Origin of the sequence: Sphingomonas sp. EC-HK361, from assembly GCF_902498785.1 — a bacterium.
In the GTDB taxonomy this organism is placed as follows: Bacteria; Pseudomonadota; Alphaproteobacteria; order Sphingomonadales; family Sphingomonadaceae; genus Sphingomonas.
Window position 1 is genome coordinate 1138792 of sequence record NZ_LR701493.1, and the last position, 23117, is coordinate 1161908.

Below are 23117 nucleotides of genomic sequence, written 5' to 3' on the forward strand. Positions count from 1 at the left end.
GAAACGTTTCCAGGCGCAGTCCAGCGTTTCGCGACTTCGCTCGAAACGACGGAGGCGGTGATTCCAGCCAGCTGTCCTTCGCTCCAAGGCAGCGCGGCACCTAGCACGACATTTTGCGATTTCGGACGCGAATCGCGGCGGTTGGCAACCAACCGCTAACGACTTGCCGGCTATCCACCCGGCCGTGTCGCAGAAACTCGTCAGCAAGCCCAACGCCCCCGTCAGCGAGGGTCCGATCCTCGTCGATTTCCCGACCGCGATCGGGGTCCGCGAAGGCGAGGACCGGCTGGAATGGAGCCGGATTCGCGCGAGCCAGCTGCACGCCGCGCGCCAGTCGGCGCTTTTCCTGCTCGCCGCGAATCTTGCCGCCGGCGCCACCACGATCGTGCTCGCGTCCCCGTATCTGCCGCGCTGGGAGCTCGGCATGTGGGGCGCCGCGCTGACGCTGGTCGCGACACTCTTTGCGATTCGCCGCCTCGCTTCTCCCCACCGCGCCGATACCTATGCGCAGGTCGATGACGTGCGCCGCACCGCGATCGACGGCGCGGCGCTTGGCGGCGTGTGGTCGGTGGTGCCGCTCTTCATCTGCCCGCATCTCCCGGCTAATGCGACCGGCGGGGTTGGCCTCGTCCTCGCGATTCTCGGCATTACGACCGCGTTGACCCTTGCGCCGCTGGCGTTCGCGACGCTGATCGCGATCGGCGGCGTCGGCCTCTCGGTGGTCGTGCACCTCATTCTGGAAGGTCACTATACCGCGGCCGGCGGCGTCGCGCTGTTCACCGGTCTGCTGATCGTCACCTGCCTGACCCGCGCCCGCGCGCTGATCCTGCTGCGCGCCAGCGACATCGCGCTTGGCGAGCGGAACGAGACGGTCAGCCTGTTGCTGCGCGAGTTCGAGGACAAGGCCGCTGACTGGCTCTGGGAAACCGATGCCGCGCGCCGGGTCGTGCGCGCATCGCCGCGCTTCGCCTATGCGTTGGGGCTCGATCCGGTTTCGATCGAGGGCATGGCCTTCCTTCAGGTCCTTGCCGGCCCCAGCTGGGAAAGCGGCGAGGTGTCGGACGGGCTGCGCGATCTTGCCGAACGACTGAAGCAGCGCGAGAGCTTTCGCGACCTCACGCTTCCCGTCACCGTCCAGGGCGAGCAGCGCTGGTGGCAGATCGCCGCATCGCCGCGCCATGACGACGACGGCGTGTTTATCGGGTTTCGCGGGGTCGGCTCCGACGTGACGGAACAGCGCGAATCCACCGACAAGATCAATCGCATGGCGCGGTTCGACACGCTGACCGGTCTGCCCAACCGTCTCCATATCAACGAAACGCTCGCCCGCGCGCTCGACGATGCGGAGGCGTGGAACTCGCGCTGTGCGTTCATGATGATCGACCTCGACCGGTTCAAGGCGGTCAACGACACGCTCGGCCACCCGATCGGTGACCGGCTGCTCGGCCGCGTCTCCGAACGGCTCGGCCAGCTGATGACCGAAACCGAGATCATCGGGCGGCTGGGCGGCGACGAATTCGCGGTCGTCGTGCGCGACGCGAGCGATGCGGGCCGCGTCGAGCATCTGGCGCGCCGCATCATCGAAGTGCTGTCACGCCCCTATGAGCTCGATCACCACACGCTGCACATCGGCTGCTCGGTCGGCATCGCGACGAGCCCGCGTGACGGGCGCACCGCGGAAACGCTCGTCCGCTCCGCCGATCTTGCGCTTTACCGGTCGAAGGACGCCGGCGGCGGGGTCGCGCATGCCTATGAGCCGCAGCTTCACGTCGAGGCGGAGGAGCGCCGTGTCCTCGAAATGGCGCTCCGCCAGGCGTTGCAGAACGGCGAGATGCACCTCGCCTACCAGCCCGTCGTCGATGGCAACACCGGCAAGCTGACCGGGTTCGAGGCGCTGCTCCGCTGGACCCACCCCGAGCTCGGGCCGATCTCGCCTGCGAAATTCGTCCCGCTGGCGGAAGAAGCGCGGTTGATCGGCGCGATCGGCGAATGGGTCCTGCGCACGGCCTGCGCGGAGGCCGCGTGCTGGCCGGGACACATTCGCATCGCGGTGAACATCTCGCCCGAACAGCTTCATCATGCGAATTTCCTGGCCATCGTCACCTCCGCGCTCAGCCAGACCGGACTCGCTCCCGGACGGCTTGAGCTGGAGGTCACCGAATCGGTCTTCATGCGCGAAGGGCCTGCCGCCACGCGCACGCTGGAGCGCGTGCTTGACCTTGGCGTGCGGCTCAGCCTCGATGATTTCGGCACCGGCTATTCCTCGCTCGGCTACCTCTCGCGCACGCGCTTTTCGACGATCAAGGTCGATCGCAGCTTCGTGCAGGCGGCCTCGAAGGGCGTGCGCGAGGCGGTGGCGATCATCCGCGCGGTCGTCGCGCTCGCCTCCAGCCTCGGCATGAAAACCACCGCCGAAGGCGTCGAAAACGAGGCGGAACTGGCGATGATCCGCGATCTCGGCTGCGACAAGGTGCAGGGGTATTATTTCGGCCGCCCCCTCCCCGTCGAAGAAGCCCGTGCGATCGCGGTGCGCAGCGCCGCCGAATCGGTTGCGGCCTGAGCCACGACGAACGCCCCTTGTGGCGCCCCGCGCACGGCGTTAAGAGCGCCGTCACCGCGATAGGGGTGTAGCTCAGCTGGTTAGAGCGTCGGTCTCCAAAACCGAAGGCCCTCGGTTCGAATCCGAGCTCCCCTGCCATCCTTTCACCCCGATTGCATCTTGCCCCGGCCGTCAGCGCGTTGGCGGACGGTTGCAGCCACTTTCGCACCGATTTTTTTCGGGCTATGGAACTTAAGTTACATCAATATGTTGGACGCGCTGAATACCGTCCATCTGTCACAGGGAGTTTACCTATGTCCTTCAAGTCCATCCTCGCCGCCGCCGCCATTGCCTCGATGGCGACCGCCCCCGCGATGGCCGCATCCAATCCGGCACAGTCGCTCTCGATCGCGCCGTCCGCGCGTACCGCGGCGCCGGTCGGCAAGACCAACAAGGCCGTGGGCGGCGGTGTCATTGCTGCGCTGATCGCAGCGGGCGTCGTCGCGATCGTCGTGATCGCGGCGTCGAAGGACGACAATTCTTCGAGCAACTGATCCGATAATCGTCGCGCCAGCCGCGACAGGTCATCCGGGAAGCCCCGTCGATCGCGGTCGACGGGGCTTTTCGCGTTTCAGGTCGGTGGGGATATGTCGGCTGTCGCGATGCGCACGCGCCATGACCGCACCGCTTGTGTTTTGCAGGACCGGCCGCTATCTGCCTTGGCCAATCCGGTAGCGAGATTGAACGCCCACCGTTTTCCCGGCGTCGGGGGGCGGCAGACGGTTCATGTCCCGCTGGTGGCATTTCGAGGTAAGAGCACGTGGCGAAGACGTCCCCAGTCGAGTTCATCCAGCAGGTTCGGGCGGAAACCAAGAAGGTCGTCTGGCCGACCCGTCGCGAAACCGTGATGACCGGCATCATGGTGGTCATCATGACCACGATCCTCGCGATCTTCTTCCTGGGCGTCGATACGCTTCTGGAAACGATCGTGAAGGGCCTTCTGAGCTTGGCGAAATAAGGGCCTGACAGACACATTATGGCACGCTGGTACATCATCCACGCCTATTCGGGGTTCGAGGGCAAGGTTCGCGACGCGATCATGGCGGAAGCCACGCGCATGGGCCTGGAGCGCTTGGTCGAGCAGATCGAGGTTCCGACCGAAACCGTGACCGAGGCGCGTCGCGGCAAGAAGATCGCGGTCGAGCGCAAGTTCATGCCGGGCTATGTCCTCGCCAAGCTCGAGATGAACGACGACGTCTATCACCTTGTCAAGAATACCCCGAAGGTCACCGGCTTCCTCGGCAGCATGGGCAAGCCCCAGGCGATCAGTGAGGCGGAAGCGGCGCGGATGTTGAATTCGAAGGAGGAAGCCGCTGCCGCGCCGAAGCAGAAGGTCAAGGTCGATTACGAAATCGGCGATTCGGTGAAGGTTCTCGACGGTCCGTTCGCCAGCTTCAACGGCGTGGTCGAGGAACTCGATTTCGACAAGTCGAAGGTCAAGGTGTCGGTGTCGATCTTCGGCCGCGCGACCCCGGTCGAACTCGATTTCGAGCAGGTCGAACGAAGCAAGTAAACCGCGAGGCTTACGGCCGCACGCAAATAGCGCAGCTATTTTCGAGACGGTGCCCGCCGGGCGGCGGGTCGGGGTAGCCGAACCCGACCGACGACGCGGGATCTACGCCCGCGTCGAGCCTTCCCTCAATCCATCCCGGCCCGCATCGCCGCGCCCGCCACGAACGGCGCGCCCGCGACCAGCAACAGACTGACCGCGGCGAGCAGCTTGAACGCCGCCGCTCCTCCTTCGATCGCCCCCGCCCCGAAGATGAGCAACGGCACCGCGAGCGGCAGCATCACCAGACCCGCGACCGCACTCCCGCCGCGCGACGACGCGACCAGCGCGCCCGTCGTGACCGCAAGCGCGGCCAGCCCCGGCGTGCCGATCGCCAGCCCGATCTCGACCGTCGCCAGCGTCGCCGCCGACAGATCGAGCAGACCCGCCGCGATTAACGCGGCCAGCATGAGCGGCGGCGCGAACGCCAGCCAGTGCGCCATCATCTTGGCGGCCGCGACCGCGCTCATCGCAAGCCCCCGCACCGCGAGTTGATCGAGCACGCCGCTCTCCAGATCGGGCGCGACAAGGCGCTCGACGGGGAGAAGCGCCGCGAGCAACGCCGCTGCCCAGATCACGCCGCCGCCGACGCGTGCGAGCAGGGCCGCATCCGGCCCGATCGCGAAGGGAAAGAGTGTCGTCACGAGGAGGAAGAACGCGACCACGAGCGTTGCCCCACCGCCCGCATAGCCGCGCCGGACATCGCGGAGGATCAGCGCGATCATGCCGCCGCGTCCGCAAGCGACGACACAAGCGCAATCTCGACCGCCCCCGGCAGCGCGATGGGCTGGTGCGTGGCGACAATCGCCATCCCGCCGCCGGCACGGTGCCGTGCTATCAGCGCCTCCAGCCGCTCGACCGCGTCCGCATCAAGTCCGTTCGCCGGCTCGTCGAGCAGCCACAGCTCTGCGCCAGCCGCGAGCACACGGGCCATCGCGATCCGCCGGCGCTGCCCGGTCGACAGAATCCGCACGGGAACGTCAGCGAGGTGATCGAGCGCCAGATCGCGAAGCGCCGCCGCCACCGCTGCGTGCGGGTCCGCAATCCGGTCGAGCATCGCCCAGAAGCCGAGCGCCTGCGCGACGCTACGCTCCGGATCAAGCGCCGCGGCCTCGGTCAGCAGCGCGGTGCTCGGCGCGGACACCACCCGCCCCGCCGCCGGCCGCAGCAACCCGCCCGCGATGCGGAGGAGGCTCGATTTGCCGACGCCGTTCGGCCCGGTAACGCGCGCGGCATCCCCGGGTACCAAGCGCAGCGACAGGCGCGCGAACAGCAGCCGCCCTGCGCGCACCCCGGTCACGTCCTCGAGCGCGAAGCCGCCGCTCACGGATCGACCACCGAATCTTCCAGCGCATGCATGTCCGCGTCGGAGAGCCCGAAATGATGGCCGATCTCGTGAATCGTCACATGCGCGACGAGATCGTCGAGCCGCTCGCCACTCTCGCACCATTCGGCGAGGATCGCCTGCCGGTAGAGGTGGATTCGGTCGGGCATCGCAGCGCTGTCGAAGGCCGATTTCTCGCCGATCGGGCGGCCGTGATAGAGGCCGGTCAGGTCCAGCGGGTGGTCCAGCCCGAGCGCCGCCAGCGTCTCGTCATCGGCATACTCCTCGACCCGCAGCACGACGTCGCCAAGATGCGCCGCGAACGGCGCGGGCAGCTTGGCGATGGTCGCGCGCGCGATCGCCTCGATCGCGTCGGCATCGGGCGGTGGTCCGAAAGGCGCTTGCTCCCCCATGGCCCCACGCATACCGCTTGGTTTCCGCAACCGGCAAGGAACTTGAGCGATGGCCGAACCCAAGGTCGAACAGTTGAGCGAAGCCGAACGCGCCGACGCGCTGGATGGCCTGCCCGACTGGGATTATGACGAGGCGCGCGACGCGATCACCCGCGGCATCGTGTTCACCGATTTCGCCGAGGCGTTCGGCTTCATGACCCAGGTCGCGCTGATCGCCGAAAAGGCCGACCATCACCCCGAATGGACGAATGTGTGGAATCGCGTGGAGATCACGCTGACGACCCACGATGCCGGCGGGCTGTCGGAACGGGATATCGAACTGGCAGAAGCGATCGACGCGATCCTGGAGGGGTAATCCTCCCCGGCACGGGGAGGTGGCAGTCCGCGGGACTGACGGAAGGGGGCCGCCGCAGACGTCACGCCAGTGGTGGGCCCCCTCCACCACGCTCTTCGAGCGCGGTCCCCCTCCCCGTGCCGGGGAGGATTTTCTTACCGCCGCATCCGCTTGCGCAGGCTTCCCGGCATCCAGCGCGCAGCGAAGGCCATGCGGTGCGCGGTCTTGCCGACATAGGTGTGGACCTTGTCACCATGCACCGCGGCCCATGCCGCCTCCGCCACCGCATCCACCGGGGTCACCTCCAGCCCCGCCGACGTCACCGTCTCGCGGATCGAGCGGTTCGATCCGCCCGCGGTCGCATCGAGGAGCGGCGTCTCGATGAAGCTCGGCACCACGTCGCGCACCCGGATGCCGTCCGCCGCCCATTCGCCGTCCAGCGCCTCGGTCAGCGCCCGCACCGCGAACTTCGTGGCGGAATAGGTCGCCAGCCCGGCCGACCCATAGATCGCCGACGCAGACGCGGTGTTGAGCAGGCACGAGCCAGGCGTGCGCGCGAGATAGGCATGGCCGATCCGCGCGCCGTTCAGGACGCCGGTGAAATTGACCGCCACTACCCGGTCCAGCTCGTCGAAATCGGTCGTCGCAAGCGGACCGCCCGATCCGATACCGGCATTGTTGAACAGCACGTCGAGTCGACCGCCGACGGCGTTCGTGAACGCATCGAGCGCCGCGACCCACGCATCCCGATCACGCACGTCCATCTGGAAGGTTTCGCACGCGTCACCCGGCAGCATCGCCTTCGTCGCGGCCAGCCCCGCCACGTTCACATCCGCGATCCCGACCCGCCAGCCGCGCGCGGCGAACAGCTTCGCGGTCGCCTGGCCGATCCCGGACCCGCCGCCGGTTATGAAAATCGCCTTCGCTTCGGTCATTCTCGTCTCCCCCGGCGTTTCTTATCCGTTAGTTTCGGGCGAAGTCGAGAAACGTGTCGCCACATTACTCGACACGAGGGAAAACAGGGGCATAGTCGCACGGTGGACGATATCGGACCCAAAGTGCGCTTCGACGCGGTCACCAGGACTTTCGGCGAAACGCACGCGGTCGATTCGGTCACGCTCGACATCGCGGGCGGCGCCTTCGTGGCGCTGGTCGGGCAGTCCGGATCGGGCAAATCGACGCTGCTGAAGACGGTCAATCGGCTCGTCGTGCCCACCAGTGGCCGCGTCGCCATCGACGACCGCGATGTGGCGGCCGATCCGCTACCCCTGCTGCGCCGGCGGATCGGCTATGTCTTCCAGAATGTCGGGCTGTTCCCCCATCTGAGCGTTGCGGAAAACATCGCGATCCCGCTGCGGATCGCCGGGGATCGCGATGCCGTCAGGGTCGATGAACTGCTCGATCTCGTCGAACTGCCCCGCGCGCTGGCCACGAGAATGCCGGCCGAGCTCTCCGGCGGCCAGCGCCAGCGCGTCGGGATCGCGCGCGCGCTCGCCGCGCGGCCACGCCTCATGCTCATGGACGAGCCGTTCGGCGCGCTCGATCCCGTCACCCGCGATTCGCTGGGCGGGGCGGTGCGCGCGCTCCACGACCGGCTCGCGCTCACCACGATCATGGTCACCCACGACATGGCCGAGGCGCTGCTCCTCGCCGACCGCGTGCTCGTCATGGAGCGGGGCCGGATCGTCGCCGACGAAACGCCCAGCGCGTTGCTGGCGGGCGAAGGCGGGACGACCGCGCAAGCACTGGTCGCAATCCCGCGGACGCAGGCCGAGCGGTTGCTGGCGATCGAGCGATGAACGGCTTTGCCGACGCATGGGGCCGCGTGCCCGATCTGGCCGCGCAGCATCTGCTCCTCGCCGGCTGCGCGATGCTGCTCGCGCTCGTCATCGCCTTGCCGCTGGCGGTCTGGTCGGCGCGGACGCCCGCAGTGGCTCGCGTGGCGCTGGGTTTTGCAAGCCTCGTCCAGACGATCCCGTCGCTCGCGCTGCTCGCGCTCTTCTATCCGCTCCTCCTGTCGCTTCGCGCGGTATTTGGCGACGGTGTCCCCGCGCTCGGCTTCCTGCCTTCGCTCATCGCGCTGACCCTCTACGCGCTGCTGCCGATCCTCCGGAATGGCGTAACGGGCCTGACCGGGCTCGAACCCGCCGTCATCGAGGCGGCAGACGGCGTCGGGATGACGCCCGCGCAGAAATTGCGGCTGGTCGAGGCGCCGCTCGTCGCCCCCATAGTCATGGCCGGCATCCGCACCGCCGCGGTGTGGACGATCGGCGCGGCGACGCTTTCGACCACGGTCGGCCAGCCGAGCCTCGGCGACCTGATCTTCGCCGGCCTGCAGACCCAGGCCTGGCCGCTGGTGCTTGCCGGATGCCTCGCCGCCGCCGCGCTCGCGCTCGCCGTCGATGCGCTGCTCGCCATCGCCGAACGCGGTCTGGCGCGCCGCAAGCGGTGGATGGTGTGGACGCCGCTGCTGCTCCTCGGCGCGGCGCTCCTCGCCTCCACCGCCCCGCTATGGCCGCGCGGCGGCGGCGACCGCACCGTCGTTGTCGGCGCCAAGAACTTTTCGGAGCAGTATATTCTCGCGCGCCTCATCGGAGAGCGGCTGACGCGCGCCGGCTACCGCGTCACCTACCGCGATGGCCTGGGCTCGGCGGTTGCGTTCGGCGCGGTCGCGGGCGGCGATATCGACGTCTATGTCGATTATGCCGGCACGATCTGGACCGGCCAGATGCGCCGGGCGGATTCCCCGCCGCGCAAGGCGCAGGTCGCCGCGATCGCCGACTGGGCGAAGCGCACGCACGGGGTGACGCTGCTCGGCAGCCTCGGCTTCGAGAACGCCTATGCCTTTGCGATGCGCGGCGACGATGCGCGGCGGCGCGGCATCGCGAGCCTCGCCGATCTGGTTTCCGCCGCGCCCGGGCTCACCCTTGGCGCCGATCTCGAATTCCTCGATCGACCCGAATGGGCGGCGGTAAAGCGCGCCTATCCGCTCCGCTTCAAGGCGATGACCCCCTACAGCCCGACCTTCATGTATCGCGCGCTGGCGAGCGGCCGGGCCGACGTGATCTCGGCCTTTTCGTCGGACGGGCGGATCGCGGCGGATCGGTTGGCGGTGCTCGCCGATCCGAAACGGGCGATCCCGGGCTATGACGCGATCCTGCTGACCGCGCCCGGCCGCGCCAGCGACGCGCAGTTCGCACGCGCGCTCCAGCCGCTCATCGGCCGCATCCCGGTCGAGGCGATGCGGGCGGCGAACTATCAGGTCGATCGGGATGCGGACAAGCAGACGCCTGAGGCTGCGGCGCGGTGGCTGGCGGGGAAGATCGGTTTGTGATCCGTTCGCACTGAGCTTGTCGAAGTGCCGTTCTTCTTCCGCAGAAAAAAGAACGGGGCTTCGACAGGCTCAGCCCGAACGGCGTTTGCGGTGGGGCTACAGTACGAAGCGGCTCAGATCCGTATTCCGCGCGATGCTCGCCAGCTGCTTCTCGACATAGGCGGCGTCCACCACGACCGCCGCGCCCTTGCGGTCTTCTGCGTCGAAGCTGACTTCCTCGAGCAGCTTCTCCATGACCGTCTGGAGCCGCCGCGCGCCGATATTCTCGATCTCGCCATTCACCTCGGCGGCGATCTTCGCGACCGCGCGGATGCCGTCGTCGGTGAAGGTCACGTCGACGCCCTCGGTCTTGATGAGTGCGGTATATTGCGAGGGCAGCGACGCCTTGGTGTCGGAGAGGATCGCGACGAAATCATCCTCGGTCAGCCCCTTCAACTCGACCCGGATCGGCAGGCGGCCCTGGAGCTCGGGGAGCAGATCGCTCGGCTTGGCGACGTGGAACGCGCCGCTCGCGATGAAGAGGATGTGGTCGGTCTTCATCGGCCCGTATTTGGTCGCGACCGTCGTGCCCTCGATCAGCGGCAGCAGATCGCGCTGGACGCCCTCGCGGCTGACGCTGCCGCCGCCGCGATGTTCGGACATCGCGATCTTGTCGATTTCGTCGAGGAAGACGATGCCGTTCGCCTCGGCATCCGCCAGCGCGACGCGGCTGACCTCGTCCTGGTCGAGGCGCTTGTCGGCCTCTTCCTCGACCAGCTTCTCCCACGCCGACGGCACCGTCAGCTTGCGGCGCTTCTGCTGCCCGCCGCCGCCGAACGCCTTCATCATCTCGCCGAGGTTGATCATCTGCGGCGCGCCGCCGGGGATGTCGAAGGGCATTTGCGGCGCCTGGTTCAGCTCCAGCTCGATTTCGGTATTGTCGAGATGGCCGTCGCGGAACCGCTGGCGGAAGCTCTCGCGGGTCGCCTCGCTCGCGCCCTTGCCGGTCAGCGCGTCGAGCAGCCGCGCCATCGCCGCCTCCTCCGCCTTGTCCTTGACGGCGAGGCGGCGGCGCTCCTTCTCCAGCCGGATCGCCTCCTCGACGAGATCGCGCGCGATCTGCTCGACGTCACGACCGACATAGCCGACCTCGGTGAACTTGGTCGCCTCCACCTTCACGAACGGCGCGTCGGCGAGCTTGGCGAGGCGGCGCGAAATCTCGGTCTTGCCGCATCCCGTGGGACCGATCATCAGGATGTTCTTGGGCGTCACCTCGTCGCGCAGCTCGGCGGAGAGTTGCTGGCGTCGCCAGCGGTTGCGCATCGCGACCGCGACGGCCTTCTTGGCGTCGCGCTGGCCGATGATGTGCGCGTCGAGCGCGGCAACGATGGCTTTCGGGGTGAGGGCGTCGTTCATACGACCGGGGCTTCCTTGAGATTCGGGGTGTCGCCGGGACGGGCAGCAAGCGCGTTGACGATGGGGCCGTCCGGCACGCGGGTGACGCCGGTCACGAAATCGGGCGTCGGCTCCGTCGCCTTGTCGAGCTTGGCAAGGTCCTCGGGCGTCAGAGCAAGATTTGCAGCGGCGATGTTGTCGTCGAGCTGGGAGAGCTTCGACGCACCGATCAAGACGCTCGACACCTGCGGCTTGGCGAGGAGCCATGCGAGCGCGACCTGCGCGACGGTGGCGTCGTGCGCGGCGGCGATGCCGCGCATCGTCTCCACGAGCGCGAAGCCCATGTCCTTGTCGAAGGGGATCATGTCGAACCCCGACAGGCGATTGTTCGGATCGTCGAGGTTCTCGCGGGTGTATTTGCCCGACAGGAAACCGCCGGCGAGCGGGCTCCAGGCGGTGTAGCCGAGCCCATAATGCGCGGCCATCGGCAGCACCTGATCCTCAACCCCGCGACCGAGCAGCGAATACATCATCTGGATGTGGGTGAACGGCGCCCAGCCATTGGCGCGCTGCAGCTCAAGCGCCGCGGCGACCTTCCACGCCGACCAGTTCGACACGCCGAGATACCGCGCCTTGCCCGCGCGCACGATCGCGTCGAGCGCCTGGAGCGTTTCCTCCAGCGGGGTATGCGCGTCGTCGCGGTGGGCGATGTAGACATCGACATGGGTCGTGCCGAGCCGCTTCAGGCTCTGGTCGATCGACCAGTGGAGATGCGCGGCAGAGAGACCCGAGCGGTTGAGCGGCGCACCGGTGCGCCACCCGGCCTTGGTCGCCAGCACCACCTCGTCGCGGCGCTTGCCGAGGATGCGGCCGACAATCTCCTCGCTCTCGCCGCCGGCATAGACATCCGCCGTGTCGATGAAGTTGATGCCCGCATCCAGCGCACGGTCGACGATCGCGGCGGCATCCGCCTCGCGTGTCCGCGCAATCGCGGCATTGCCGCTGCCCGCGCCGAAGGTCATCGTGCCGAGGGCGAGGCGCGAGACGATCAGCCCGGTCGTGCCGAGTTTGGAATAGAGCATGATCGTCCTTCAGGTCGCGCTGTCGAGGGTTTCGATCGTGAGGCGGTCGTTGGTGTAGACGCAGACCTCCGCCGCGATCGCCATCGCCTTGCGGCACAGCGTCTCGGCATCGGTTTCGTAGTCCACCAGCGCGCGGGCGGCGGCGAGCGCGTAATTGCCGCCGGAGCCGATCGCGGCGATGCCGGCCTCTGGCTCCAGCACGTCGCCGTTGCCGGTGAGGATCAGCGTGACGTCCTTGTCGGCGACGATCATCATCGCTTCCAGGTTGCGCAGATATTTATCGGTCCGCCAGTCCTTCGCAAGCTCGACCGCGGCGCGCAATAACTGGCCCTGATACGCCTCCAGCTTGCGCTCCAACCGCTCGAACAAGGTGAAGGCATCGGCGGTCGCGCCAGCGAACCCGCCGATCACCTTGCCATCCGCCCCCAGCCGACGGACCTTCTTCGCATTGGGTTTCATCACGGTCTGGCCCATCGAAACCTGGCCGTCGCCGATGACGACAACCTTACCCCCGCGCCTGACTGAAAGAATGGTGGTGCCGTGCCAGACCGGCGCGGCGTGTGGATCGTTCCCGCTCATGCAGCGGAATATGGGAGGGGCATGTGACGCCGCAAGGGCTGCGACCAATCCATCCCACGGCGAGATCAAGCGAGTTTATGCAAGTTTACGGAATTTCGATAAACTGGCATAACTTCACTATGGATGCGCGTCGCAACCCCTTCGCTCCCGGCGCCGGCACGCGTCCGCCCGAACTCGCCGGCCGCGAGGATCTGATCGAAGCGTCCGCGGTGGCGCTCGATCGCATCCGGGCGGGGCGGGCGGCACGCAGCACAATCCTCTACGGCCTGCGCGGGGTGGGCAAGACGGTGCTGCTATCCGCCATTCGCGACGCGGCGGAGGCCGAAGGCATGGCCGTCGTGGCGATCGAGGCGCCGGAGAACCGCTCGCTTCCGGGCATCCTCGTGCCGGCCTTGCGCGCAGCGTTGCTGCGGCTCGATCGGGTGAAGCAGGCGTCAGCGGGGGTGAAGCGGGCGCTGAGCGCGCTGGCGGGGTTCGCCAAGCTGAAGGTTAAATATGACGATCTGGAGGTCGCGCTCGACTTCGCGTCCGAACCGGGGCTGGCCGACAGCGGCGATCTGGAGGCCGATCTGGCTGACCTGATCGTCGCGGTGGGCGAGGCGGCGCGCGAGCGCGGTACCGCCGTGGTGCTCGCGATCGACGAGCTGCAATATGTGCCGGAGGAACAGCTCGCCGCGCTCATCAGCGCGCTGCACCGCGCGAACCAGCGACAATTGCCGATCACGCTCGTCGGCGCGGGCCTGCCGCAACTTCTGGGACAGATGGGACGCGCCAAATCCTATGCGGAGCGGCTGTTCGCCTTCGTCCCCGTTGGGCCGCTCGACGCCGCCGCAGCGGGCGACGCGCTGCGGTTGCCGATCGAGCGCGAGGGGGAGGCGATCGACGATGCCGCAATCGCCGCGATCGTCGCCGAAACCGAGGGATATCCCTATTTCCTGCAGGAATGGGGCAAGCATAGCTGGGACACCGCCGAAGCCTCGCCAATCACTGCAGAGGATGTGGCGCTCGCCACGCGCACCGCGCTGGCCGAACTCGACGCCAGCTTCTTCCGCGTCCGCTTCGACCGGCTGACCCCGGCGGAAAAGCGGTATCTCCGCGCGATGGCGACGTTGGGGCCGGGACCGCACCGGTCGGGCGACATCGCCGATGCGCTCGGCGTCAAGGTCTCCAGCGTCGCGCCGACGCGCAATACGCTGATCGGCAAGGGTATGCTTTACAGCCCGGCGCACGGCGACACGGCGTTCACCGTGCCGCTGTTCGACGCGTTCATGCGCCGGGTCCTGCCGGACTGACCTATTTCTCGCCCTTCGCCTTCCCCCATTGGCGCGCGACCGTGTAGCCAAGATAGCCAGTGCCGAAGAGCGTGTAGAGTTCCTCCGGCAGCGCACGCAGATACGCCGTCATGCCGTTGGCGATCGCGGCCGCGGTCGCTGGCTGGACCGCGGCGATGAGGCCCATCGGGATCGACCACAGGATCATCGCATACATGACGTAGAGGAAGCTCGGTCGCGCGCGGCTGGTCCACGGGTCCGCGGACTGCGCCTCGGCAAGCACCGCGCCCATCTGCGCTTTCGTCCTCTCCAGGTCCTGGCTTCCCTCAAGCTTCAGCAGTTCCAGCTTCGCCGCATCGCGCGCCTTCGGATCGGGAATGATCTTGTCGAGCAGCCCCGCTACCGGCGCGATGATACCGTCCAATACCCCCATTTCACTTCCCCTTGTTTAGCCGATACGGTTCGCTAGCCATCCGTACAGAAACGCCTCGCTCGCCGGCCGGGATTCTGCCAGCGCGACGTAGCGTTCGCCCTGCAGCGCCTCGATCGCCTTCAGCAGCACCGCTTCGCCGCCGCTCCCGCGCCGCGCGATGAAACCGTCGAGCGCGGCGAGCGTCTTCGGCCCGATCCGTCCGTCGAGCGCCACGTCGGGATAATCGCTGGCGCCGCGGTTGAGCGCGTTGAGCGCGCGCTGCAGAAACGCCGCCGCGACCGCCGGCCCCATGTTAACGCCTGTGTCGAAAAGCTCGGCCGCGATCAGCGGCGCACGCGACGCCACGCCATCAAAGCGCGGGCGTATCCAGTAGAGCCTGCGATAGATCGCAACCGCGTCCTCGCGCGGATACGCGCGCATGTCGCCGCGATATCCAGATGCACGCGCGACCGCTTCTGTCACCCCCCACCGCGTCGCCCCGCCGCGATCCGCGCGGTGATCCGAATAGCCCCCCTCGCGGTCGATCACCGCGTCGATCAGATCGTCGATATCCATCCGTGCCCCCGTCAAAGAGGCGCGCTCATAACCTATATGGTTCGCTGTAGGACAGCGGCGGGATCAGATATCCTGAACGAGCCGGCCGTAGAGGTCCGGGCGCCGATCCCGGAAGAAACCGAAGGCGGCGCGGTGGCGCTTTACGCGGTCGAGGTCGATCGTCGCGGTGATGACACCCTCCTCTTCGCGGTCGAGCTCGGCGAGGATATCGCCGCGCTCGTCGGCAATGAAGCTCGTGCCGTAAAAGGTCTGGCCATGCTCCGTCCCCACCCGGTTCGCCGCGACGATCGGGACCACGTTCGACACCGCATGCCCGACCATCGCGCGCCGCCACAGCCTTGCGGTATCGAGCGAGGTGTCGTGCGGCTCGCTGCCGATCGCGGTGGGGTAGAACAGCACCTCCGCCCCCATCAGCATCATCGCGCGCGCGGTTTCGGGATACCATTGGTCCCAGCACACGCCGACGCCCAGCGTCGTGCGGCCTCCGGATGCCTTGGCCGGCCCGTCCCACACCTTGAACCCGGTGTTGCCGGGGCGGAAATAGAACTTCTCTTCATAGCCAGGCCCATCGGGGATGTGGCTCTTGCGATAGACGCCCGCGACCTCGCCATCGGGTCCGATCATCGCGAGGCTGTTATAATGGTGCGGCCCGTCCGCCTCGAAAAAGCTCGTCGGGATCCAGATCTTCAGCGCCTCCGCCAGCGCCTGCATCGCCAGCACCGCCTTGTGCTCGCCGACGGGTTTGGCCTTGGCGAACAGGCCCTCGTCCTCGATCCGGCAGAAATACTCGCCCTCGAACAGTTCGGGCGGCAGCACGACCTGCGCACCGCGACCCGCCGCCTCGCGAACGCCTTCCGCCACCCTGGCGATGTTCGCGTCGATATCGTTCGAAAAGGCGAGCTGGAGCGCGCCGACGGTGATCTGGGTCATGGCTATCCTACAGCGTGACGCCGAAGCGCGCGGCGATGAATGTCGTGGCGAGATAGAGCAAGACCGTCAGCACGCAACCCGCGAGCAGCGCGGTCCAGAAGCCCACGCCGTGCCGCAACAGCAGCGGGATGAGCGCGAACATCGGCAGCGAGGGCAGGACATACCACAAGGTCGCCCCGGCATGGGTGGCAAGCCGCTCGGGATCGTGCGTATCGCGCCACAGGAAGATCATGCCGAGCACCGAGACGAGCGGCAGCGACGCGACGATCGCCCCCGCGACCGGGCTACGCCGCGCGATCAGCGCGACCGCCGCGACGATCAGCCCGGCGAGTGCCGCGCGCGCGACGAACGCGCCGATAGTCACCCAGGAATCTGCTGCGAGATGCAGTGGAAGCTGCCGCCCCCGGTCAGGATCGCGTCGGCACGCAGACCCACGACCGCGCGCGTGGGGAAGAGCTTGCCGATCGCGAGCACCGCCGCCTGGTCAGCGTCGGTGCCATAGAGCGGCACGACCACCGCGGCGTTGCCGATGTAGAAATTCATGTAGCTCGCCGGCACGACCTCCTCGTCGCGCAGCACGCGTCCCGGCGACGGGATGCGCGCGATCGTCAGCCCTGCGGCCTCGGCGCGCATCGCGGCGTCCTGATAGACGCGCCAGTTGGGATCATTGTCGCTGGCTTGCGGGATCGCGACGACACCGGGCGCGACGAACCGCGCGAGGTTGTCGACATGGCCATCGGTATGATCGTTGACCAGCCCGTCGCCCAGCCAGATGACCTCCGTCAGCCCCAGATCGCCGGCGAGCCGATCCTCGATCTCGCTGCGTGACATGTGCGGGTTGCGGTTACGGTTGAGCAGGCACTGCTCGGTTGTGACGACCCGCCCGGTCCCGTCACCGTCGATCGCGCCGCCCTCCAGCACCCAGCTGCACGATTCGACCGCGATCCCGCGCGATTCCGCCAGCCGCACGCCGATATCCTCGTCGCCGGGCAGATCATATTTCCCGCCCCAGCCGTTGAACTGGAAATCGCGCGCGGTGCCGTCGCCGCCGATGATCGGCGCGGTATCGCGCAGCCAGATGTCGCCGAAGGGCTGGACGACGACATCGGCGATGTCCCCCGCCATCCGGCGCGCAGCGTTCGCCGCCTCGGCGTCCGCCGCGACGAGGATCACGCGCTCGCCGGCGCCGTCCGCATGGACCGCGCGGGCGAACGCCGTTACCTCGGCCCGCGCGGGTTCGAGGTCCTCGACCCACAATTCCGGATGGCTCGGAAAGCCGATCCAGACGGCCGTGTGGCGGACCCATTCGGCGGGGGGCGGTTTGATCGTCATGGGCGATTCGATTAGCAAAGCGCGCCTGACCCCGCAGCTATTTCTTCGCCCCTAGTTTTTGGCTCGATCCGCGTCGCGGATGCGGCGGAATTCCGACGTCGTATACCAGTTCGGCCAGGCCGTCCCGTCCGCCAGGCTGCGACCGAGATCGTAATAGATCGTCAGGTCCTGCACCGCGCCGGTCCAGTCCCATTTCGGATCATATTCGTCCTGCGGCTTGTGATAGCGGTGCGCGATGTAATCCTCGGTCGCGGCCTTGCCCGCCGCCTTGCCGCCGGTCACCAGATCCTCGCCCGATCCGCCGTCGAGCATCGGCACGCCCAGCTTGGCGAAGCTGAAATGGTCGGACCGGAAATAGCCGCCGCGCTCCGGATTGGGTTCGGCGGTGATGACGCGGCCTTCCGCCGCGACGAAGGGCTTCACCATGTCCTCAAGCTCCGACTTGCCTGCCCCGGTGATGACGAAATCGCGCGCCGGGCCAATGATGTTCAGCCCGTCCATGTTCACGCCCCCCACCGTCGAGCGCAGCGGGAAGATCGGATGGCGCGCATAATATTCGGAGCCCAGCAGCCCCGATTCCTCCGCGGTCACCGCCAGGAACGCGATCGATCGCCGCGCCGGTCCGGCCTTGGCGTTGGCCTCAGCCAGCGCGATGAGCCCGGCGACCCCGCTCGCATTGTCCAGCGCGCCGTTGCAGATATCATCGCCGTCCACCGCATCGCAGCGGCCCAGATGATCCCAGTGCGCCGAATAGAGCACCGTCTCGTTCGGCGCGGTCTTGCCCGGCAGCACGCCGATGACGTTCTTCGACGCCTGCTTGCGGATCGTGTTGTCGAAGCCGAACGACGCCTTCACGCCCAGCGGCACCGCCTTGAAGCCCCTGACCTTGGCGGCGGCCGAGAGCGCGGCGAAATCCTTCCCCGCGCTCGCAAACAGCGCTCTGGCGGCCGGCAGCTGGATCCAGCCGATGCCTTGCGCCGCACCGCTATGCCCGTCCGCCGCGTCCAGCTCATACTGCGCGCCGGTCCAGGACGACTGGACCACCGCCCAGGGATAGGCCGCCGGCTCCGTATCGTGGACGATGATCGCGGCCGCCGCGCCGTGCTTCGCGGCGTTTTCGTATTTGTATGGCCAGCGCCCGTACCACGTCATCGCGCGGCCTTCGAAAGGCCCATCCCGGGTCATCGTCTGCCAGTCGGGATCGTTGACCAGCATGACGACGGTCTTCCCCTTCACGTCGATGCCGGCATAGTCGTCCCAACCCTTTTCGGGCGCGGTTATGCCGTAGCCGACGAAGACGACGTCGCTGTCCCTGACCGCGATCTTCGGCGTCACCCGGTAGGTCGCGATCACCATGTCCTTGCGATAATCGAGGGCGACCGGCGTCTTGCCGCCGGTGAAGGTCAGCGGCTGGACGTTTTCCGCGGTGATCTCGACCATTGGCACGTCCTGCGTCCACGCGCCGTTGTTACCCGGCTTCAGCCCCGCCGCCTTCATCCGCTCGATGATATAGGCGACCGTCTTCGCCTCCGCTGGCGTCGTCGGCGCGCGGCCTTCAAAGGCGTCGGACGACAAGGTCTGCGTCACGGCTTTCAGCGTATCGATCGATATCGCGGGTTGCGTCTGCGCGAACGCGGGCAGCGGGCTCACCGCGCTGAGCAGGACTGCTAGACGGACGATATGATCGGACATGGCTGTTTCCCCTCTGGTCGTGGTCAGCGTGACAGGCTGCCGGAACGATCGCAACCATCCTCGGGTCTTGCCGTCGCAAATCAATCGGCTAGCGTGCGTCGGGGACTATTGGGGGACGACATGACACGGACATTTCGGGCGACGCTGCTCGCGGCGGCGGGCATCGCGGCTGTGCCGGCTGCGGCACAAAGCGATGCGGCCAAGCGCTTCGGTGCGCGCGAACAGGTCATCTCCGCCACGATTTCTCCTGATGGCAATCACTACGCGGCCGTCCTCGCCACGGCGGGGCGCAAGTCCGTCGCCATCGTGGGCGACGTCGCCGCCACCGCGACGCTCAAGCCGATCCTGCAATCGAGCGGGGCGCCGGAACGCCTGACCGACTGCAACTGGGCGACCAATGCCCGCCTCGTCTGCGGTATCTATGCCATCGACGGGAAGGGCAGCGCGGCGCTCGGCTTCACTCGCCTCTTCGCGCTGGACCCCGACGGCAGCAAGCTGAAACTCATCAGCGCGAAATCGTCGCTGGACAGCCTGGGGATCATGCAGAATGGCGGCCAGGTCATCGACTGGTATGGCGACGAAAGCGGCGGGTCGCTGCTGATGCTGCGCCAGTTCGTGCCTGAGAAGACGACCGGCACCTATACAGCGAGCGCACTCAATGGATATGGCCTGGAGCGGATCGATCCGGTCACGTTTCGCCGCACCGTCGTCGAGACGCCCCGTCCGGAGATCGAGGAATTCATCACCGATGGGCACGGCACCGTCAGGATCATGGGCGTCCGGCCGCAGGACTCCGCCGGCTACGGCAAGACGTTCATCAACTACATGTTCCGCAAGCCCGGCGAACGATCCTGGAACAAGCTGAGCACCGTCACCGGCGATTCGCAGACCCGCATCGGCTTCGATCCCTATGCCGTCGATCGCGATCTCAACGTCGCTTACGGTTTCGACGTGCAGAATGGTCGGTCTGCGCTGTTCAAGATGGCGCTCGACGGCAGCGGCAAGCGGGATATCGTCTATGGCCGCCCCGACGTCGATATCGACGGGCTGGTCCGCATCGGTCGGCAACGGCGCGTCGTCGGCGTGACCTTCGCGACCGATCGGCGGGAAACGGCCTTTTTCGATCCGGAGCTGAAACGGCTCCAGGCCGCGCTGTCGAAGGCGATTCCCGAATTGCCGCTAATCCGCTTCATCGATGCCAGCGCCGACGAGAAGAAGCTGCTCCTGTGGGCTGGCAGCGACGTCGATCCGGGCCGCTATCTCGTCTTCGACAAGTCCAACCGTCACCTCGACCTGTTGCTGCCCGCCCGCCCCCAACTGGAAGGATTCACGCTCGCGCCGGTCAAGGCGATCACCTACGCCGCCGCGGACGGGACGAAGATCCCCGGCTATCTGACCGTCCCCGCGGGCAAGGATGCGAAGAACCTTCCCACGATCGTGATGCCGCATGGCGGCCCCAGCGCGCGGGACGAATGGGGGTTCGACTGGCTGGCGCAGTTCTTCGCCGCGCGCGGTTATGCCGTGCTCCAGCCCAACTTCCGGGGGTCGTCGGGCTACGGCGACAGCTGGTTTCAGGAGAACGGCTTCCGATCGTGGAAGACGGCGATCGGCGACGTGAACGACGGGGGCCGCTGGCTGGTCAAGGAAGGTATCGCCGATCCGAAGCGGCTCGCCATCGTCGGCTGGTCCTATGGCGGCTATGCGGCGCTGCAATCGCCGGTCCTCGCGCCCGACCTCTTCAAGGCGATCGTCGCGATCGCGCCGGTCACCGATCTGGCGACGCTGCGAGAGGAGCACCGCGACTTCAGCGATTTCCGGCTGGTCGATACCTTCATCGGCCGCGGCGATCACGTGAAGGAAGGTTCGCCCGCGCAGAACGTCGCGGCGATCAAGGCGCCGGTGCTGCTGTTCCACGCCGACCAGGACCGCAACGTCGGGATCGGCGAGTCGCGCATGATGGCGTCACGCCTGCGAAATGCGGGGAAGCAGGTCGAACTGGTCGAGTATAAGGGCCTCGACCACCAGATCGACGATAGCGACGCGCGGATCGCGATGCTCGACAAGGCGGATACGTTCCTGCGGACGACCCTCGGGATCGAGGGGCCTTGAAGCGAAAAGGGCGGCCCGGTTGGGACCGCCCTCTTGTTGATCGTGGAGCGCCGCGGGCGAAGCCCGCGCCGTCGGTCGTCGCTTGAGCGACGCCGGCCGCTCGCGCTGAGTGTTGGCTCGACCCAGCTTCGCCAGGTCGTTGCCTCAGCGCGAGTAGAACTCGACCACCAGGTTCGGTTCCATCTTCACCGGATACGGCACTTCGTCCAGGGTGGGCACGCGCACGAAGGTGATCTTCGCGTTGCCGTCCGGCGCGACATAATCGGGGACGTCACGCTCGGCGAGGCTCTGCGCTTCCATGACGAGCGCCATGTCCTTGGCCTTCGTGCCCAGCGAAATCTCGTCGCCGACAAAGCAGCGGCGCGACGCGATGTTGCACTTCACGCCGTTGACGCGGATGTGGCCGTGGCTGACGAGCTGGCGCGCCGCGAAGATCGTCGGCGCGAACTTGGCGCGGTAGACGATCATGTCGAGCCGCTGCTCGAGCAGGCCGATCAGGTTCTGGCCGGTGTCGCCCTTCATGCGCGCCGCCTCGTGATAGCAGGCGCGGAACTGCTTCTCGGTCACGTCGCCATAATAGCCCTTGAGCTTCTGCTTGGCGCGCAGCTGGATGCCGAAGTCGCTGACCTTGCCCTTGCGACGCTGGCCGTGCTGGCCGGGGCCATATTCGCGCTTGTTGACCGGGCTCTTCGGACGACCCCAGATGTTCTCGCCCATCCGGCGGTCGAGCTTGTACTTGGCGCTCTGGCGCTTCGACATCGTATTTCCTCAATTGCAACAACGTTGGTCCCGGTATCGCTCTGGACCGGCAGAAACCGGGCAGGGCCGCCGCTTCACCGGGGTGCGGGGCCAATTGCGAAGCTGCGCCCTATGTCAGCTAGCGCTTTGGCGGTCAAGCTCTCGCCGGCCAGCCGCGTGGAATGCCTGGCTTGATGCCCGGAGCTACTCGAAGACCGGCGTTCCCACATGGTCGGTTTGCACCCGGGAAATGTTGCCGAGCATGCGCATCCGCATGTCCACGTCTTTGCCGGCCGCCGACTTGGCGTCGCTCCACTCCACAGCCGTCCGGCAGGTGCGCACCGGCATGCGCGATCCGGTGAATGTCTGCGAGCGGCAGATCTTCTTGCCCGAAGCGTCCTTGGCATCCTTGGCGATGGCCGGCTCAGTCAGAGCCAAGGACAGCATGGGAAGCACAGGAATGGTCACCAATATGCGGAGCATCTCCGTCCCCCTCGCCATTGCAACGCCATCAAAATCATCGATTGACGAGCAGCTTAGCACACCCGAGGCGCCATACAAGCGTTCGCCGGCGCGATGGCCCCCCGCCGGGCCTCCGTGCTGCCGGATCGCTGCGTATCGCCACAAACCTGGCGGCGCCGTGCCCGCCGCGAAGTGGGGGCCAATTGCGACGCAGCGCCCGATGCAAGGTCGCGTCGATCAAACGCCAGCCGGGTGACGGCTGCGCGACCGGGCCGACCTCGAAGACGGTTATTGCCGGCTAACTCCGGCGGTCGTCGCGGGCCGATTCCGGAAAGCCTCTACGTTCGCCGCATTGGTTTCTTCCTGCTGCTTCCATTCGCTGGCGGTGTGGCATGTGCGGTGCGGCATTATGGACCCCGTGACGGACTCGCTCCGGCAGATCTTCTTTTCCTTCGCCGGCGAAGGCGTCGGCTCTGCCTTCTGCGCCACAGCACCGGACGATATGGCCAATGCTGCCACGCCCATTACCACCAATAAAAGCTGCCGCATGACCCTATCCTCTTAAGAATCGTCCACAAATTTTGACAGTGTCATTGCCGCATTCATCGAAAATTGCAAGACGATCGCTTGGCTGGACAGAGCGCGGCGGGACGCTATGCACACCCCATGCCCGACAGGATCCTCCCAGGCCCCGATTGCACGACCATGATCGAGGTGCGTGCCGGCGTCGATCAGGTCGACCGCGAGCTCGTGGCGCTGCTCGTCCGGCGATTCGCCTATATGGACGCCGCGGCGCGCATCAAGCCGACGCGCGGCGCGGTACGCGACGAGGCGCGCAAGGCGCAGGTGATCGCCAACGCTCGGGCGGCCGCGGAAGCCGCGGGGCTGCCCGGAGACGCGATCGCGGCGCTCTGGGATCAGCTCGTGGAGGCCTCGATCGCCTACGAGTTCGACGCCTTCGATACCGATACGGACCGAAGCGTAACCGCTTCTTAGCAGCCTCCATG

At 67.1% G+C, this 23117-nt stretch carries 25 protein-coding genes and 1 tRNA gene; 11 read left to right on the forward strand and 15 right to left on the reverse strand.

Annotated elements, in window-relative coordinates; all coding sequences use genetic code 11:
* The first annotated feature begins 184 nt into the window (after positions 1 to 184).
* The 5 genes from BOS5A_RS06890 to nusG all read left to right on the forward strand — a co-directional run bounded on the left by BOS5A_RS06890 (position 185) and on the right by nusG (position 4112).
* Complete coding sequence (locus BOS5A_RS06890) at positions 185 to 2560, forward strand: putative bifunctional diguanylate cyclase/phosphodiesterase (protein ID WP_442800504.1); 2376 nt, start codon at positions 185 to 187, stop codon at positions 2558 to 2560.
* Positions 2561 to 2621: 61 nt separating this feature from the next.
* Positions 2622 to 2698: transfer RNA gene (locus BOS5A_RS06895), tRNA-Trp, on the forward strand.
* A gap of 155 nt (positions 2699 to 2853) precedes the next feature.
* Positions 2854 to 3093: a hypothetical protein gene (locus BOS5A_RS06900; RefSeq protein ID WP_151954395.1), complete on the forward strand. Its 240-nt coding sequence runs from the start codon at positions 2854 to 2856 to the stop codon at positions 3091 to 3093.
* A 266-nt stretch (positions 3094 to 3359) separates the two neighbouring features.
* Positions 3360 to 3557: a preprotein translocase subunit SecE gene (gene secE, locus BOS5A_RS06905; protein ID WP_151954396.1), complete on the forward strand. Its 198-nt coding sequence runs from the start codon at positions 3360 to 3362 to the stop codon at positions 3555 to 3557.
* An 18-nt stretch (positions 3558 to 3575) separates the two neighbouring features.
* On the forward strand, positions 3576 to 4112 hold the full coding sequence (gene nusG / locus BOS5A_RS06910; RefSeq protein ID WP_151954397.1) for a transcription termination/antitermination protein NusG: 537 nt from the start codon (positions 3576 to 3578) through the stop codon (positions 4110 to 4112).
* 125 nt (positions 4113 to 4237) lie between these two features.
* Here the strand turns inward: nusG and BOS5A_RS06915 are convergent, their stop codons facing one another.
* Genes BOS5A_RS06915 through BOS5A_RS06925 form a run of 3 tightly spaced genes read right to left on the reverse strand, consistent with a single transcriptional unit; the run spans position 4238 to position 5885 of the window.
* Positions 4238 to 4873 carry a heme exporter protein CcmB gene (locus tag BOS5A_RS06915; RefSeq protein ID WP_151954398.1) on the reverse strand — a complete coding sequence of 212 codons (636 nt, stop codon included), beginning with the start codon at positions 4871 to 4873 and terminating at the stop codon, positions 4238 to 4240.
* The gene (ccmA, locus tag BOS5A_RS06920) at positions 4870 to 5475 is read right to left on the reverse strand and encodes a heme ABC exporter ATP-binding protein CcmA (protein WP_199857266.1); all 606 of its coding nucleotides are present in this window, start codon (positions 5473 to 5475) and stop codon (positions 4870 to 4872) included. The genes BOS5A_RS06915 and ccmA overlap by 4 nt, the downstream gene beginning before the upstream one ends.
* The gene (locus BOS5A_RS06925; protein ID WP_234419231.1) at positions 5472 to 5885 is read right to left on the reverse strand and encodes a metallopeptidase family protein; all 414 of its coding nucleotides are present in this window, start codon (positions 5883 to 5885) and stop codon (positions 5472 to 5474) included. Before BOS5A_RS06925 ends, ccmA begins: the two co-directional genes overlap by 4 nt.
* Before the next feature lie 49 nt (positions 5886 to 5934).
* Between BOS5A_RS06925 and BOS5A_RS06930 the strand changes: the two genes are divergently transcribed.
* Positions 5935 to 6240, forward strand: coding sequence for a 4a-hydroxytetrahydrobiopterin dehydratase (locus BOS5A_RS06930; protein ID WP_151954401.1), 306 nt, complete (start codon positions 5935 to 5937; stop codon positions 6238 to 6240).
* Between the two features lie 134 nt (positions 6241 to 6374).
* Here BOS5A_RS06930 and BOS5A_RS06935 read toward each other — a convergent pair whose 3' ends face one another.
* A complete protein-coding gene (locus BOS5A_RS06935) occupies positions 6375 to 7154 on the reverse strand; it encodes an SDR family oxidoreductase (RefSeq protein ID WP_151954402.1) in 780 nt (259 codons plus the stop codon).
* 102 nt (positions 7155 to 7256) lie between these two features.
* Here BOS5A_RS06935 and BOS5A_RS06940 point away from each other — a divergent pair, with 102 nt between their 5' ends.
* Positions 7257 to 8018 (forward strand): ATP-binding cassette domain-containing protein, encoded by a 762-nt coding sequence (locus BOS5A_RS06940; protein ID WP_234419232.1) that lies wholly within the window; start codon positions 7257 to 7259, stop codon positions 8016 to 8018.
* On the forward strand, positions 8015 to 9553 hold the full coding sequence (locus BOS5A_RS06945) for an ABC transporter permease/substrate-binding protein (protein WP_151954403.1): 1539 nt from the start codon (positions 8015 to 8017) through the stop codon (positions 9551 to 9553). The genes BOS5A_RS06940 and BOS5A_RS06945 overlap by 4 nt, the downstream gene beginning before the upstream one ends.
* A 96-nt stretch (positions 9554 to 9649) precedes the next feature.
* On the opposite strand, the gene hslU is transcribed toward BOS5A_RS06945, so the two are convergent.
* From hslU to hslV, 3 genes are read right to left on the reverse strand one after another with little or no spacing between them, the layout of a single operon-like run.
* Positions 9650 to 10948 carry an ATP-dependent protease ATPase subunit HslU gene (gene hslU / locus BOS5A_RS06950; RefSeq protein WP_151954404.1) on the reverse strand — a complete coding sequence of 433 codons (1299 nt, stop codon included), beginning with the start codon at positions 10946 to 10948 and terminating at the stop codon, positions 9650 to 9652.
* Entirely contained in the window at positions 10945 to 12009 is a 1065-nt protein-coding gene (locus BOS5A_RS06955; protein WP_151954405.1) for an aldo/keto reductase, read from the reverse strand. Before BOS5A_RS06955 ends, hslU begins: the two co-directional genes overlap by 4 nt.
* 9 nt (positions 12010 to 12018) lie before the next feature.
* Complete coding sequence (gene hslV, locus BOS5A_RS06960) at positions 12019 to 12588, reverse strand: ATP-dependent protease subunit HslV (protein WP_151954406.1); 570 nt, start codon at positions 12586 to 12588, stop codon at positions 12019 to 12021.
* A gap of 119 nt (positions 12589 to 12707) precedes the next feature.
* Here hslV and BOS5A_RS06965 point away from each other — a divergent pair, with 119 nt between their 5' ends.
* Positions 12708 to 13880: an AAA family ATPase gene (locus BOS5A_RS06965; protein ID WP_151954407.1), complete on the forward strand. Its 1173-nt coding sequence runs from the start codon at positions 12708 to 12710 to the stop codon at positions 13878 to 13880.
* A 1-nt stretch (position 13881) separates the two neighbouring features.
* Here BOS5A_RS06965 and BOS5A_RS06970 read toward each other — a convergent pair whose 3' ends face one another.
* The 6 genes from BOS5A_RS06970 to BOS5A_RS06995 form a co-directional block, all read right to left on the reverse strand.
* A complete protein-coding gene (locus BOS5A_RS06970) occupies positions 13882 to 14292 on the reverse strand; it encodes a holin family protein (RefSeq protein ID WP_151954408.1) in 411 nt (136 codons plus the stop codon).
* Positions 14293 to 14307: 15 nt separating this feature from the next.
* The gene (locus BOS5A_RS06975) at positions 14308 to 14847 is read right to left on the reverse strand and encodes a glycoside hydrolase family 108 protein (RefSeq protein WP_151954409.1); all 540 of its coding nucleotides are present in this window, start codon (positions 14845 to 14847) and stop codon (positions 14308 to 14310) included.
* Positions 14848 to 14910: 63 nt separating this feature from the next.
* Positions 14911 to 15777 carry an N-carbamoylputrescine amidase gene (aguB, locus tag BOS5A_RS06980; protein WP_151954410.1) on the reverse strand — a complete coding sequence of 289 codons (867 nt, stop codon included), beginning with the start codon at positions 15775 to 15777 and terminating at the stop codon, positions 14911 to 14913.
* A 7-nt stretch (positions 15778 to 15784) separates the two neighbouring features.
* The gene (locus BOS5A_RS06985; RefSeq protein ID WP_151954566.1) at positions 15785 to 16135 is read right to left on the reverse strand and encodes a DUF3147 family protein; all 351 of its coding nucleotides are present in this window, start codon (positions 16133 to 16135) and stop codon (positions 15785 to 15787) included.
* 2 nt (positions 16136 to 16137) lie between these two features.
* Positions 16138 to 17109, reverse strand: coding sequence for an agmatine deiminase family protein (locus tag BOS5A_RS06990; protein ID WP_151954411.1), 972 nt, complete (start codon positions 17107 to 17109; stop codon positions 16138 to 16140).
* A 51-nt stretch (positions 17110 to 17160) separates the two neighbouring features.
* Positions 17161 to 18801, reverse strand: a complete 1641-nt coding sequence (locus tag BOS5A_RS06995) for a M28 family metallopeptidase (protein WP_151954412.1) — start codon at positions 18799 to 18801, stop codon at positions 17161 to 17163.
* Positions 18802 to 18921: 120 nt separating this feature from the next.
* Between BOS5A_RS06995 and BOS5A_RS07000 the strand changes: the two genes are divergently transcribed.
* Positions 18922 to 20910: an alpha/beta hydrolase family protein gene (locus BOS5A_RS07000; protein WP_151954413.1), complete on the forward strand. Its 1989-nt coding sequence runs from the start codon at positions 18922 to 18924 to the stop codon at positions 20908 to 20910.
* A gap of 144 nt (positions 20911 to 21054) precedes the next feature.
* Here the strand turns inward: BOS5A_RS07000 and rpsD are convergent, their stop codons facing one another.
* Positions 21055 to 21669, reverse strand: a complete 615-nt coding sequence (gene rpsD / locus BOS5A_RS07005; RefSeq protein ID WP_151954414.1) for a 30S ribosomal protein S4 — start codon at positions 21667 to 21669, stop codon at positions 21055 to 21057.
* A 183-nt stretch (positions 21670 to 21852) separates the two neighbouring features.
* Positions 21853 to 22131 carry a hypothetical protein gene (locus tag BOS5A_RS07010; protein ID WP_151954415.1) on the reverse strand — a complete coding sequence of 93 codons (279 nt, stop codon included), beginning with the start codon at positions 22129 to 22131 and terminating at the stop codon, positions 21853 to 21855.
* A gap of 645 nt (positions 22132 to 22776) precedes the next feature.
* Here BOS5A_RS07010 and BOS5A_RS07015 point away from each other — a divergent pair.
* Entirely contained in the window at positions 22777 to 23106 is a 330-nt protein-coding gene (locus BOS5A_RS07015) for a chorismate mutase (protein WP_151954416.1), read from the forward strand.
* Positions 23107 to 23117: the final 11 nt, after the last annotated feature.